The sequence below is a fragment of the Streptomyces profundus genome (genome assembly GCF_020740535.1).
Taxonomy (GTDB): domain Bacteria; phylum Actinomycetota; class Actinomycetes; order Streptomycetales; family Streptomycetaceae; genus Streptomyces; species Streptomyces profundus.
Map to the genome: position 1 here is coordinate 4552140 of NZ_CP082362.1, position 12721 is coordinate 4564860.

Annotated in this window: 12 protein-coding genes and 1 tRNA gene; 5 read left to right on the forward strand and 8 right to left on the reverse strand. The window is 71.4% G+C overall.

The genetic code is table 11. The annotated features are described in order from the left end of the window. Window positions 1-83: 83 nt before the first annotated feature. On the forward strand, window positions 84-590 hold the full coding sequence (locus K4G22_RS20105; protein ID WP_228081678.1) for a DUF3830 family protein: 507 nt from the start codon (window positions 84-86) through the stop codon (window positions 588-590). A 10-nt stretch (window positions 591-600) separates the two neighbouring features. On the opposite strand, the gene K4G22_RS20110 is transcribed toward K4G22_RS20105, so the two are convergent. Both K4G22_RS20110 and K4G22_RS20115 read right to left on the reverse strand, forming a co-directional pair. Then, entirely contained in the window at window positions 601-2025 is a 1425-nt protein-coding gene (locus K4G22_RS20110; protein WP_228081679.1) for an amidase, read from the reverse strand. Continuing rightward, window positions 2022-2993, reverse strand: coding sequence for a D-2-hydroxyacid dehydrogenase (locus K4G22_RS20115; protein ID WP_228081680.1), 972 nt, complete (start codon window positions 2991-2993; stop codon window positions 2022-2024). Before K4G22_RS20115 ends, K4G22_RS20110 begins: the two co-directional genes overlap by 4 nt. Before the next feature lie 170 nt (window positions 2994-3163). On the opposite strand from K4G22_RS20115, the gene K4G22_RS20120 reads away from it, so the two are divergent. Both K4G22_RS20120 and K4G22_RS20125 read left to right on the forward strand, forming a co-directional pair. Then, window positions 3164-4078: a maleate cis-trans isomerase family protein gene (locus tag K4G22_RS20120; protein WP_228081681.1), complete on the forward strand. Its 915-nt coding sequence runs from the start codon at window positions 3164-3166 to the stop codon at window positions 4076-4078. Between the two features lie 8 nt (window positions 4079-4086). Then, entirely contained in the window at window positions 4087-4827 is a 741-nt protein-coding gene (locus K4G22_RS20125; RefSeq protein ID WP_228081682.1) for a maleate cis-trans isomerase family protein, read from the forward strand. 107 nt (window positions 4828-4934) lie between these two features. Here the strand turns inward: K4G22_RS20125 and K4G22_RS20130 are convergent, their stop codons facing one another. Next, entirely contained in the window at window positions 4935-5327 is a 393-nt protein-coding gene (locus K4G22_RS20130; RefSeq protein WP_228081683.1) for a hypothetical protein, read from the reverse strand. 84 nt (window positions 5328-5411) lie between these two features. Beyond that, complete coding sequence (locus K4G22_RS20135; protein ID WP_425336727.1) at window positions 5412-7166, reverse strand: putative bifunctional diguanylate cyclase/phosphodiesterase; 1755 nt, start codon at window positions 7164-7166, stop codon at window positions 5412-5414. 358 nt (window positions 7167-7524) lie between these two features. Between K4G22_RS20135 and K4G22_RS20140 the strand changes: the two genes are divergently transcribed. After that, on the forward strand, window positions 7525-8739 hold the full coding sequence (locus tag K4G22_RS20140; protein WP_228081684.1) for a M6 family metalloprotease domain-containing protein: 1215 nt from the start codon (window positions 7525-7527) through the stop codon (window positions 8737-8739). 102 nt (window positions 8740-8841) lie between these two features. Here the strand turns inward: K4G22_RS20140 and K4G22_RS20145 are convergent. The 3 genes from K4G22_RS20145 to K4G22_RS20155 form a co-directional block, all read right to left on the reverse strand. Then, window positions 8842-8915 (reverse strand) — tRNA-Lys (locus K4G22_RS20145). A 109-nt stretch (window positions 8916-9024) separates the two neighbouring features. After that, complete coding sequence (locus K4G22_RS20150; RefSeq protein WP_228081685.1) at window positions 9025-9387, reverse strand: hypothetical protein; 363 nt, start codon at window positions 9385-9387, stop codon at window positions 9025-9027. A gap of 18 nt (window positions 9388-9405) precedes the next feature. Next, complete coding sequence (locus K4G22_RS20155; protein WP_228081687.1) at window positions 9406-10332, reverse strand: phosphatase PAP2 family protein; 927 nt, start codon at window positions 10330-10332, stop codon at window positions 9406-9408. 153 nt (window positions 10333-10485) lie between these two features. On the opposite strand from K4G22_RS20155, the gene K4G22_RS20160 reads away from it, so the two are divergent. Then, on the forward strand, window positions 10486-11082 hold the full coding sequence (locus K4G22_RS20160) for a histidine phosphatase family protein (RefSeq protein ID WP_228081688.1): 597 nt from the start codon (window positions 10486-10488) through the stop codon (window positions 11080-11082). A gap of 115 nt (window positions 11083-11197) precedes the next feature. Here K4G22_RS20160 and K4G22_RS20165 read toward each other — a convergent pair whose 3' ends face one another. Then, window positions 11198-12622 carry an NsdA family TPR-like regulatory protein gene (locus tag K4G22_RS20165; RefSeq protein ID WP_228081689.1) on the reverse strand — a complete coding sequence of 475 codons (1425 nt, stop codon included), beginning with the start codon at window positions 12620-12622 and terminating at the stop codon, window positions 11198-11200. Between the last annotated feature and the right edge of the window lie 99 nt (window positions 12623-12721).

The window sequence follows — 12721 nt, forward strand, 5'->3', positions numbered from 1 at the left end:
TCGCTCCCGCGAGGAAACCCGCTCGGCGGCATGCCGTGCGACCATGCCTCGACAGTGCCGCGCACGACAAGGAGGCAGCTGCGATGTCCGACGCCGAACGCTTTATCACCGTCTCGCTGGACAAACGAGGCGTCAGCTGTACCGCCCGGCTCCTCACCGAGAGAGCCCCGATCACCTGCGACGCGGTGTGGAACGCGCTACCGCTGGGCGGCGACGTCTACCACGCCAAGTACGCGCGCAACGAGATCTACGCCCTGGTGTCCCCGTTCGCCCCCCAGGAGCCGCCCCTGGAGAACCCGACCGTCACGCCGATCCCCGGCGACCTGTGCTATTTCACCTTCTCCGACACCCAGTTGGGCACCACCTCCTACGGGTACGAGCAGGAGGCCAAGCACCAGGGCAGGACGACCGTGGTGGATCTGGCGTTGTTCTACGAACGCAACAACCTGTTGATCAACGGAGACGCCGGCTGGGTCCCCGGCATCGTCTGGGGCGCCGTGGTGGACGGTCTCGACCGGATGGCCGACGCCTGCCAGGACCTGTGGCGCGCCGGCGCGTTGGGCGAGTCGCTCAACTTCCGGCGCGCCTAGCCACGCGCGTTCAGAACGGCGGAAGCGTCGGCTCCTGGAGGCCGGCGACCCCCGCCGCGTAGAGGGCGTGGGCGACCCGCAGCACGGTCGCGTCGCCATGGCGCGGCGCGACCAGCTGAAGACCGATCGGCAGCCCCGCCGCGTCCTGCCCACAGGGCAGCGAGGCGGCGGGCTGCTGGGTCAGGTTGAACGGATAGGTGAACGGCGTCCACTCCGTCCAGCGGCGCATCCCCGACCCCTCCGGCACCTCGACGCCGCCGGCGAACGCGGTGAGCGGCATGGTCGGGGTGACCAGCAGGTCGTAACGCTCGTGGAACGCGCCCATCGCGCGCCCCATCGCCATCCGCACATCGACGGCGGCCAGATAGTCGAGCGCGCTGTACCCGGCCCCCTCGGCGCGGATCTCGGCCACCCCCGGATCCAACGCCGCCACCTGCCGCTCGTCGAAGAACTCGGTCACCCGGGCCACCCCGCTGAACCACAGGACATGGAAGGCCGCCCGCATCTCGTCGAACGAGGGCAACGGCGGATCCGTCTCCTCCACCACCGCGCCCAGCTCGGCCAGCCGCTCCACGGCCCGCCGCACGGCGGTCGCGATCTCGGGCGCCACCGAGACCTCGCGCAGCGCCGGCGAGTAGGCGATCCGCAGCCCCCGCACCCGCTCCGGACCGCCGACCAAGGCGCCGGCGAAGCCGCTGGTCGAGGGCGCCAACTGGGACCAGTCGCGGGAGTCGGGGCGGCCGATCACATCGAGCAGCAGCGCCGCGTCGACCGCGTCCCTGGTCATCGGGCCGACATGCGCCAGGGTGCCGAAGGCGCTCGCCGGGTAGAGCGGGACCCGGCCGTAGGTGGGTTTGAGGGCGAAGATCCCGCAGAACGACGCGGGGATGCGCACCGACCCACCGCCGTCCGTGCCGAGGCTGAGCGGTCCGGCGCCCAGCGCGACGGCGGCGGCCGATCCGCCGCTCGATCCGCCGGCGGTGCGCTGGGGGGCGTACGGGTTCCCCGTCACGCCGTGCAGCGGCGAGTCGGTGACCCCTTTCCAGCCGAACTCGGGCGTGGTCGTCTTGCCGACGAACACCGCGCCCGCCTCGCGCAGCCGCTGCACGGAGGGCGCGTCCTCGTCGTACCGCCCGTCCGGCGGCACCGCCGCCGAACCGCGCCGGGTGGGGTGGCCGCGCTGCAACAGGATGTCCTTGACGGTGACCGGGACGCCGTCCACGGGGCTGAGCGGCTCGCCGCGCCGCCACCGCTCCGCCGAGCGCCTGGCCTGCTCGGACGCGCCCTCGTGGTCGATCAGCGTGAAGGCGTTCACCGCGGTGTGCGCCGCCTCGGCGCGCTCCAGGGTCGCCGTGACGACCTCGACGGGGGACGCGTCGCCCGCCGCGTACTCGGCGTTCAGCTCGGCGGCGGTCAGCGTGGCCAGATCCGTCATGTGTCCTCCGTGCGTACGTAGCCGAGCTTCTTGTCCACGACATTGAACAGGGGCCGCCCCGCCAACCACCGATCGAAGTTGTCCAGAAACTGCTCCGCGAGGTCGTCCCGCCACCCGAAGGTGTCGCCGCTCATATGTGGCGAGACCACCAGCCCCGGCACCTCCCACAGCGGGCTCCCCGCGGGGAGCGGCTCCTCGCCGAAGACGTCGAGGGCGGCGCCGGCCAGCCGCCCGGAGCGCAGCGCCTCGGCGAGGTCGTCCTCCACCACATGCGCCCCCCTGCCGACGTTGATCAGGCGCGCCGTCGGCCGCATCAGGGCGAAGGTGTCCGCGTCGAAGAGGCCGGTGGTGGCGCTGGTGAGCGGCGCGGCGCAGACCACCCAGTCCGCTTCGGGAAGAAGTTCGGGGAGTGAGTCGGCGGCGTGTACCCGCCCGAAGGCGGGGTCGCGGAGCCTGGCGCGGCGGCCGACCAGCTCCACCACCACGCCGAGGGCCTGCAACATCGCCCCGATCCGCCGACCGATCGGGCCCGAGCCGACGACCAGGGCCCTACTGCCGTGGACCTTGGCCGTCTCACGGTGTTGCCAGCGGTGCTCCCGCTGGGCCTCCCAGCTTCCGTGAAAATCTTTGGCGAAGGCCAACACAAGTCCTGCCACATATTCGGCGATGGGACGGTCAAAGACGCCACGGGCGTTGGTGATCACGGCGTCCGATTTGGTCAGTTCCGGAAAGAGCAGGCGGTCGACGCCGGCGCTGGCGGTGTGTACCCAGCGTGGCCGAGGCCCGCCGCCCGGCCAGGCGTGTCGGACCGCGTCCGAGGTGAAGTCCCAGACCAGCAGGACGTCGGCGTCGGGCAGGTGCTTGGCCAGCGTGTCCGCGTCGCTGTGCAGCACGTCGGCGCGGTCGGCGATCCGGTCGAGTCGGGGCAGGGGGTCAGCGTCCAGAACCAGGACACGAGGTGCGGTCATTAGCGAGAAACCGTTTCGAAACGAATGGCTGTTTGAGTGAGATGACGAGGATTGACCACGCTAGGAACCGGAACTACCTTCGTCAATGAAGGCATCTGCGAAAGCCAGTATCCCGGCCGGGGTTTCCCCATCCCCGACGCCGCCCCTTCGTCCGTGAATCGGGGTTCGACATGGATGTCTCGTTTTTGGGTGGGCCGCAACCGCAACGCGGTATCGGAGTCGTAGCGCCATTCGATTTCGCCCTCGACCGTGAGCTGTGGCGTTGGGTACCGGACGACGTCTCGCTCCATCTCACCAGGACTCCCTTCGTGCCCGTCGAGGTCAGCCTGGACCTCGCCCGGCTGGTCAGCGAGCACGAGACGCTGCGCGAGGCCGTGCGCGCGTTGATCGCCGTCAGTCCCGAGGCGGTGGCCTACGCCTGCACCTCGGGCAGTTTCGTCGGCGGGGTCGCCGGGGAACGGGCGATGAGCGCCGCCATGGCCCAGGCGGGCGAGGTCCCCTCGTTCACCACCTCGGGTGCGCTGCTGATGGCGCTGCGCGAGCTGGGCGCCCGCCGGATCGCGGTGGTCACCCCGTACACCAAATCCGTCACCGACGCGCTTGAGGACTTCCTCCAGGAGGCCGGGGTCCAGGTCTGCGGGCGCAGCTATCTGGGCCTGACCAGGGAGATCTGGCGGGTCGGCTACCGAGACGTGGTCGACATGGCCCGCGAGGCGGTGGGCGATGCCCCGGACGCGCTCTTCATCAGCTGTACCAACCTGCCGACCTACGATGTGATCCCCCAGCTGGAGGCCGAGCTGCGGATGCCGGTGATCTCGGCCAACCAGGTCACCATCTGGGCGGCGCTGCGCCGCATCGGAAAGTCCGCCGTGGGCCCCTACCAGGCCCTGCTCGACGCGGCGGCGCGCAGCGGCCCGGCCTCGATGGCGCCGGCGCCGGTCGTCGAGCCGCTCTCGCCCAGCCAGCCGATCGCCGACCCGCCGCTCCCGGAACCGGCCCTCGCCGAGGCCACCGAGGCGGCCCAGAGCTACCCGGACGCGTATCCGGACGTCTTCCCCGACGTGTACCCCGATGAGGAAAGGTGAGGTGACGGATGGTCGCCACGGTCGGTTTTCTGTACCCGGGCCACTCCGCCGAGGACGAGTTCCCACGCCTTGAGGCGCTGCTGAACGAGGCCGGGGCCCAGGTGCGGCTGCCGCTGACGCACACCGACATCGGCACGGACGCGCACCGGGTCGACGCCCTGCTGGAGATGGGCTCGGTGGACCGGCTGAAGGCGGGACTGGCCGAGCTGGCCGCCGGCCATCCTGTCGAGGCGGTGGTCTGGGCCTGCACCTCGGCCAGCTTCGTCTACGGCTACGAGGGGGCCCAGGAGCAGGCCCGTCAGCTGTCCGCGGCGGCCGGGCTGCCCGCGTCCAGCACCTCCTTCGCCTTCGCGGGCGCCATCGCCGCGCTGGGCGTCTCGCGGGTCGCCATCGCCGCCACCTACCCGGAGGACGTGGCCGCTCTCTTCGCCGACTTCCTGAAGGCGACCGGCGTCGAGGTGGTCGCGATGCGCGGCAGCGGCATCATCACCGCGGCCGAGGTCGGCACCTGGGGGAGGGACGAGGTGGCGCGGCTGGCCGGCGAGGGGGACGATCCGGCGGCCGAGGCCGTGCTGCTGCCGGACACCGCGCTGCACACCGTGGCGTGGCTGCCCGAGCTGGAGGAGGCGCTCGGCAAGCCGGTCCTCACGGCCAACCAGGTCACCGCCTGGGAGGGGCTGCGGCTGCTGGGCCACCGCGCCGTCTGCCCCGCGCTGGGCCGCCTCTTCGCCCGCCCGGCCGTCTCCTGAGGCCGGTCGGGCCCGCCAGGCGCTGAGCCCGTACCAGCCCCGTCGGGCCCCGTTTCAGCCTCGTCGGGTCCCGTTTCGGCCCGTCCGGCCGTGAGAGGTCGGCGGGCTCAGGCCGAGTGCCGGCGGTGCTGTTTGCCGCCGGTGCGGAAGGCGTGGATCGCGTGCCCGTGGCTCTTGGCGGTGCGCACCGCCTCCTCCCAGCTCAACGCCCTCCGCTGTTGGCCGGCGAGGAAGAGCGGGCCGCCGCTCCGGCCGTCGAGGAGCGGGGTCAGCAGTCCGGTGGCGCGTTCGCTCAACGCCACCGGGAAGCCGGGCCCCGGTCTCACGATCTGTCTGCTGTCGGGATCCACCTCCGCCACGGTGAGGGAGAGCAGATCCAGAATCCTGATGTCGGACTCCCACAACAGCCGCCAGAGGGCGCGGTGCGCCAGGGGGATCGACTCGTCGGTCAGAAGGGTGTCAAGGCGTTCCGGGGTGATGGTTTCAGCCATGATCGTCATGGCCTGGCAGTATTCCGCCATCTCCGTCCCCCGTACAGGGTTTCTGAGCGGTAGCCAGCGCTCCGCGACGTGTCTCGCGGGTGTTCAGCCGCGGCCGGCCAGCATGGCGGCCAGGTGATCGGGCGGTAGCGGCCTGGCATAGTGCCAGCCCTGGCCCGTGTCGCAGCCGATGCGCCGCAGCCGCTCGGCCTGCGCCGGACCCTCCACACACTCGGCCGTCACCGTCAGGCCCAGCTTGTGGGCCAGCTGCACCAGCGAGGTCACGATGGTCTCGTCCGCCGGGTTGAGGTGCCGCGCGGTACGGAAACCGCGCACGAAGGTTCCGTCCAACTTGAGCGCGCGCACGGGGAGTCGGCTCAGATAGGCCAGGTTGGAGTAGCCGGTGCCGAAGTCGTCGATGGCGATCCGCACCCCCATGTCGGAGAGCGCCTGGAGCGCCTGGAGGGGCCGGCCGGCCGACCCCATCACCGCGGACTCCGTCAGCTCCAGCTGAAGCAGCCCCGACGGCAGCCCCGACTCGCGCAGCGCGCACGCCACGTCGTTCACCAGATCCGAGTCCCACACCTGACGGACCGCCACGTTCACCGAGACGAACAGCGGCGGCCCCGGGTGCTCCTGCTGCCAGCGGCGGGCCTGACGGCACGCCTCGTTGAGCACCCAGCGGCCCAGCGGGACGATCGCGCCGTTCTCCTCGGCCAGGCCGATGAACCGGTCGGGGCCCAGCAGGCCGAACTGCGGATGCCGCCAGCGCACCAGCGCCTCGGCGCCGCGCACGATGTCGTCGGCGAGCCCCACGATGGGCTGGTACTCCAACGTGAACTCGCCGCGCTCCACCGCGTGGCGCAGCGTGGAGGAGAGCGACTGCCGGGTCATCCGGTGGGCGTTGCGCTCCGGGTCGAACAGCGTCCAGCGGGCCTTGCCGTCCGCCTTGGCCCAGTACAGGGTGGTGTCGGCGGCCTGCATCAGATCCGTGGGCGTGGTGGTGGCGCATTCTCGCTCCACCACGCCGATGCTGGCCGAAACCGCCAGGCGCTGCCCCTCCAGGTCGAACGGGTGCTGTAGCGCCGCCAGCATGGCCCCCGCCAGCACCGTCAGCTGTTCGGTGCTGGTGGAGCTCTCCACCAGCACCGCGAACTCGTCGCCGCCGAGACGAGCCACCAGATGTCCGCCGGCGCCCGTGGCGCACTCGGTGAGGCGTCGGGCCGCCGCGCCCAGCAGCTGGTCCCCGACCCGGTGGCCGAGGGTGTCGTTCACGGCCTTGAAGCCGTCGAGCCCCAGGTAGCACAGCCCGATCCGGCCGGTCGCCGAATCGCTCAACGCGTTGTTGAGCCGTTCGAAGAACAGGGCGCGGTTGGGCAGCCGGGTCACCGGATCGTGCATCTCGATGTGCCGCAACCGGTCCTGGAGGTCCCGCCGCTCGCTGATGTCGGACACCGTCAGCAGCGCCACGGTGCGCTGACCGCCGGTGGGCGCCACCGTGATGTCCGCCCACAGGGTGTGGCCGTCCGTGTGCTTCAACCTGCGCGTGCAGTGGAGCAGTTCCCGGTGTCCGGAGAGCACCGCGTGGTAGGAGCCCTGCGCGCGGTCGTCCAGGCCGAGGCCGGCCACCGAGTCCGCGGTGCGACCCGTCAGCTCGTCCGGGGCGATGCCGAGGAGGGTGCCAAGGGCGGGGTTGGCGGAGAGGATCTGGCCGGATCTGTCCACCAGAGCCATGGGCAGCGCCGCGATGCGGAACGCGGCCTGGTAATCCCGGAGAACTTCACTCTCCGTGATGGCGTGGGGAGTCGCGGCCAGGCCGCCTCCGGGGGTCTGGCCCGGTCCTTCGGGGGGTCCGTTCACCGATTGCTCCGGGAGGGGATGGGGCGCCCGCGGATGGTGCCGTCGGGCACTCCCCGGCTGCCCGCATGGCGTATCCACGCTGGAAATGTGCCGATCATAGAGGTTCTGGCGTGGGCTGATCCAGTGCTCTGCGGGCCTGTCTCGATTCCAGGAATCTCCAGGAATATCGAGCTCCGACAAGTTTTCGAGCAGCTGATCGTTTCTGCTCGACGGCTGCGCCCTCCCGATCATTCCCGACTGATGCGCACGCTGGGTAATCGCAACCCCGTTACCTGACCGGGCTATTGAAACAGGGCGTATCGCGTAAAAACCAAACAAAGTGGTCTCGGCGACTCCACCGGCTCGATGGGAGGTCGATGTGCGCCGTGATCACCGCCGACCCGCCGCCGTACTGACGGCGCTCGCCGCCCTGCTGGCCACCACCATGACCTCGGCCCCCGGCACCGGCGCCCTCGCCGACGCCCCCTGTGGCCTGCCGCGCTCCGGCGTGCACCACTCGTTGGGGCTGGACAGCTGGAACGGCGACTACCCCAAGCCCGTGGGCTCGGTCAGGGCCGTGATGCTCTTCCTGTCCTTCCCCGACGCCACCCCCAAACTCACCCCGGACCGCATCGCCGAGGACTACTTCCCAGCCACCAGCGACTACTTCGACCAGGCCTCCTACGGCCGGCTCAGCCTGGAGACGGAGATCGTCGACGAGTGGCTCGGCATGCCGGCCGACTCGGGGGACTACGGCATACAGCGGGACTGGCCGGCGGAGCTGCGCGCCGACTACCTCCACGACGCCCTCGCGGTGGTCGCCCCCCGCGTCGACCTCGCCGCCTTCGACATCGTCTATCTGGTCGCCGACCCGGACGCCCCAGGCGTGGACTCGGACGCGACCAAGGTCGTCAACTTCAACAGCCCGATCACCATCGGGGACGCCGAGATCCGCCGTCTGGTCACCGTCTTCGAGCACCGGCGTCCCGACCGGAACGTGCTGGCGCACGAGACCGGCCACGTCTTCGACCTCCCCGACCTCTACAACCGGCCCGAGGAGGGCATGGGCGACTGGGACACCCATGTGGGGGACTGGGACCTGATGGGAAGCCAGTTCGGGCTCGGACCCGATCTCTTCGGATGGCACAAGTGGAAGCTGGGATGGCTGGACGCCGAACATGTCGCCTGTGCCCACCCGACGGGCACCAGCCTGCACACACTCCAGCCGCTCGGCGCCCCGCTGGACGACAGCAGCCCACGCGCCGACACCCGTATCGCGGTGATCCGCACGGGCCCGGTCGAGGCCCTGGTCGCCGAGGCGCGCACCCCCGTCGGCAACGACACCGGCATCTGCACCAGGGGGGTGCTGCTCTACCGGGTCCGCAGCGACGTGGCCTCCGCCGAGGGCCCGATCGAGGTGGTGGACGGCCATCCGGACACCGAGGGCTGCCATGGCACCTCGGTGCACCCCCGACTGGCCGACGCCCCCCTGGAGAGCGGCGAGAGCTACTTCGACGAGGACACCGGCGTGCGGGTCGAGGTCGGCGACCGCACGGCGACCGGCGGATGGGACATCAAGGTCGCCAGGGAGTGAGCCGGCGCGCACGCCCGGCGCGGGACGGCGGCGCACCCGCCGATCCGAACATGAGGAAGGCCCCCATCGTCGTCTCCGACCGATGAGGGCCTTCCCATCAGGTGCGCCGCCAGGGACTCGAACCCCGGACCCGCTGATTAAGAGTCAGCTGCTCTAACCAACTGAGCTAGCGGCGCCTGCTGACGTCGTAGACTTTAGCACTCCGATCCGGTGAAGCAAAAATCGGTTTCCTGGGCGGCCAGACGGGCGTTTGCCCAGCCCACGGGCCTGCCGTGGCGGAGCCGCTCAGGAGGCGGGAGGCCGGCGCAGCAGCTGCCGCCCGAACTCGACCATCCGCTCCGTGTAGTCCTCGGTCCACCCCGCGCGGTCCGCGATCGCGGCCGTGGACAGGCGGTCGAACCGCGCCGGATCGGCGAGCTGCGCGGCTGCCACCGCCTGGAACTCCACCGCCCGGTCCGCCGCGGTCTGGAAGGCCAGAGCGAGCTCCGTCGCGCGACCGAGCAGCTCCTGGGGATCGTTGATCGACTCCAACGAGAAGAAGTGCTCCTGCTCCGACGCTCCGGCCGGCGGCTCGAAGAAGAGCGCGGCCGGCCGACGGAACTGCGGCCCCTTGGCGGAGGGTTCTCGACCCTGGCCCGAGTCGGACATGCGGGTTCAGCCTCCAGATCAGGACGGCGGAGTGAGGTGGCGTTCTTGCTGCCCTGATCCATTGTGCCGGGCGCGCGGCACCGTGGGGGTGGCGCCGGGGGCGCCCGAGGCCGCGCCGTCCTCCATCGCGCGCGGGCGCGGGCGCCGGGCGTGCTCCTCGATGGTGGGGAGGGCGGCATAGCCGGAGGTGGCCTGCTCGGCCCGGCCGAAGCGGGCCCTGATCCGGCCCGAGAGCCGCAGCAGCGGCCTGGCCAGCAGCAGCCCGGCGATCATCACGGCGACGCCGGCGACCGCGTCCAGGAAGTAGTGGTTGGCGGTGCCCATCACCACGATGGTGGTGATCAACGGGTATCCGACGGCGGTGGCGCGCATCCATACCGAACGCGACCCGTAGTGCCACAGTGCGACCCCGCACCACACCGCCCAACCGACGTGGAGGCTCGGCATGGCGGCATACTGGTTGGTGAAGTCGCCCATGCCGCTGGGGGCGCTCGCCTCGTCGGCCCACCAGCCCCAGCCGCTGTACTGCGCCAGGCTGTCCACGAAGCCCTGGCCGCCCGGCAGCAGACGAGGCGGGCTCGTGGGCATCAGCGTGAAGCCGATGAGCCCCATCATCGTCGACGCCAGCAGCCAGGTGCGCATCAGGCGATAGCGGACGGGATGGTAGCGGAAGAGCCACAGCAGTATCAGCGGCGTCACGAGATAGTGCAGGGAGGCATAGGCGAAGGACGAGGGCACGCCCAGCCAAGGCTCCTGGGTGAACAGCTCGTTGAGCGGTTCCTCGGCGTGCAACCAGAGGGCGCGCTCCAGCCGGAGAATGCTCAACCCGTTGTCCACCGCTGTGGAGACGTCGCCCCTGGCCAGCAGTCTGGCGCAGGTGTAGGCCCCATACGCGACCAGGATCAGCAGTAGTTCGGTCCACCAACGTGGCCGCTCTCGGGGCATGGGGGCGAACTCCGGATCATCTCGTCGTTGGCTTGCGGTAAGACGCACGTCAGTCCACCGTACGGCGAACTGCTGTGAAAGAGACGCCCGGGGAGCCCTCTACGGTTGCGTGGGGAATGATGAGTGGCGGTTGATACGGCGGAAAGGGTCTCTATGGCAGCGCGCGTCCTGTTGGTCCGGCACGGGCGAACCGCCTGGTCGGTGTCCGGGCGACACACCGGGCTGACGGATGTTCCCCTGTTGGACGAGGGCCGGGAACAGGCGAGAGCACTGGGCGAGCGGCTGCGCGCCGAGCCGTGGAACGGGCTCCCGGGGGCCAGGGTCCGCACCAGCCCGCTGTCCCGGGCCAGGGACACCTGCGTGCTGGCGGGGTTCGGCGAGCGCGCCACCTCCTGGGACGCGCTGCGGGAGTGGGACTACGGCGAGGCGGAGGGGCTGACCACCGAGGAGATCGCCAGGGCGAGGGGCGGCAGCTGGGTGATCTGGCGGGACGGCGTGCGCGGCGGGGAGAGCATGGAGCAACTCGCCGAGCGCGCCGACGAGGTGGTGGCCTGGGCGCGCGCGTCCGAGAAGGACAGCGTGCTCTTCGCCCACGGGCATGTGCTGCGGGCGGTCGCGGCGCGCTGGCTGGGCCAGGAGGTCGGCTTCGCCGCCCGGCTGCGCCTGGACGCCGGCGCGCTGTGCGTGCTGTCCTGGGCCTACGGCGAGCCGGCCGTCGAACGCTGGAACGACTCCGGGCATCTGGCCTGAGTCCTCGCCACCCCCCGGAGCCCCCCGAGTCCCCCGAGCTCTCCGAACCTTCCGAGCCCGCTGCCCGTGGCCCGTGGCCCGGACGGAGCGCGGGCCACGGGAACGCGAGGCCGGCTCACAGCGGGCGGGACCGCTGCCGGCCGAGGAACTCGGCGACGGTGGCGTCCCCGCGCGCCGGGTGCAGCCGGCCCGCGGTGTCGGCCAACAGCTCGGTGATCCGGGTGGAGCGCACCCCGTTGAGCAGGTCGAGCGTCTGGTTCCCCACCGTGGCCGCCTCCTCCGGCTCGCCGGCCCGGGCCAGGAAGCTCGCCAACTCGGCCGAGTAGAGCGCGATATTGCGGGCGAAGTGCGGATCGCTCCTGGCGGCGGCCACGGCCTGCCCCGCGCAGGCGCTGGCCTGCCGCCAGTCGCCGAGCAGCGCCCAGCACTGGCCCTCAAGGCTGGCGAACTCCCCCTCGCCGAAGAACGACATCCACTCCGGGGTCTCGGGCGCCTCACCGTGCTCGTACGCGGTCCGTGCCTGGGAGAGGGACAGTTGGCAGCCGCCGCGATCGCCCATCCCGGCCCAGCCGGCGGCCTCGCGCAGCGCCAACAGGGAGCGCAGGCGCTCGGATCCCAGGCCGTGTGACGCCCGCGCGCCGGCCTGCGCGGCGCGTACCGCCTCCCGCGGGCGCCCCGTGTCGCGGGCCAGGAAGGCCGTGTTGCAGAACGCGTGTGCCTCCAGCCCCGGATCCCCGCCCACCCGGGCGGTGGCCAGCGCCTCCGCGTAGTACGAGCGGGCCTCGATATACCGGCGCGAATCGTGGGCCAACCAGCCGACGGAGATCGCCAGCTCTCCGGTGCCGTTGTGCAACTCGTCGCTGACGGAGGCGTTCTTGGCGCCGATGTCCAACAGCTCATAGGCGGTCCGCAGGGCCTCCCCGGCCGGGCGGTAGAGGACGTCGGCGCCGTGCCGGTCGTCCAGCAGGCGGATGTCCCGAACGGCCTGGCGCACGGTGGCGACCTCCGTCGCTCCGGGGCGGTTGCCGCTGGAAGCGGCGGCGGAAGTGGTGGTTCCCAGGGCGGTCAGGGACGCGATGGCGGCGGGGCCGCCGGTCATGAACGCGCGACGCAGCACGTCGCCCTCCTCCGTGTCGTGGGGGTGCTCGTCATGGATGGCTGGACCGAGCTGGGGCCAGGGCGGCAGGAGGCCGCTCGCTGACCGCGGTGTGGGAGTGGTGGGGGGCGGCGCGACACGGGGCGGGGCGATGGCCCGTGGACCGCGCCCCCGGACGGCTTGCCGGGGCTCGAAGCCCAGGTCGGTCAGAGTGCGACCGGGGAACATATGAAGGAATACCCGTTCGTACGCGTAGTTAGGGCATCGGATCTCGCCTGCTTCCACCCGTCCGATGTAACGCGCGTCACAGGAGACGCGCTCGCCGATCTCCCGCGCCGCCCGCCGCACGGCCGCGGCGAACTCCCCGGGGGACAGGCCGCCTCGCAGCTGTCGGAAGATCCGGTTGGGGGCGGCCGACCGGGACGTGGATGATGACCTCGCCATGGCCGGGAAGGTACCGGGTGTAGCGGGTCGCCTACCGCCCGTTCGAGCGGAGATCAGTCGCCGGCCCGGCGATTTGCCATCAACTGCCATCCAAAGGAG

Excerpts from the sequence above, each read along its gene's own strand:
- K4G22_RS20165 (WP_228081689.1), bottom strand. The coding sequence starts at position 12,622 with ATGGCGAGGTCATCATCCACGTCCCGGTCGGCCGCCCCCAACCGGATC.
- K4G22_RS20130 (WP_228081683.1), bottom strand. The coding sequence starts at position 5,327 with ATGACGATCATGGCTGAAACCATCACCCCGGAACGCCTTGACACCCTT.
- K4G22_RS20110 (WP_228081679.1), bottom strand. The coding sequence starts at position 2,025 with ATGACGGATCTGGCCACGCTGACCGCCGCCGAGCTGAACGCCGAGTAC.
- K4G22_RS20105 (WP_228081678.1), top strand. The coding sequence starts at position 84 with ATGTCCGACGCCGAACGCTTTATCACCGTCTCGCTGGACAAACGAGGC.
- K4G22_RS20160 (WP_228081688.1), top strand. The coding sequence starts at position 10,486 with ATGGCAGCGCGCGTCCTGTTGGTCCGGCACGGGCGAACCGCCTGGTCG.
- K4G22_RS20120 (WP_228081681.1), top strand. The coding sequence starts at position 3,164 with ATGGATGTCTCGTTTTTGGGTGGGCCGCAACCGCAACGCGGTATCGGA.
- K4G22_RS20115 (WP_228081680.1), bottom strand. The coding sequence starts at position 2,993 with ATGACCGCACCTCGTGTCCTGGTTCTGGACGCTGACCCCCTGCCCCGA.
- K4G22_RS20150 (WP_228081685.1), bottom strand. The coding sequence starts at position 9,387 with ATGTCCGACTCGGGCCAGGGTCGAGAACCCTCCGCCAAGGGGCCGCAG.
- K4G22_RS20155 (WP_228081687.1), bottom strand. The coding sequence starts at position 10,332 with ATGCCCCGAGAGCGGCCACGTTGGTGGACCGAACTACTGCTGATCCTG.
- K4G22_RS20125 (WP_228081682.1), top strand. The coding sequence starts at position 4,087 with ATGGTCGCCACGGTCGGTTTTCTGTACCCGGGCCACTCCGCCGAGGAC.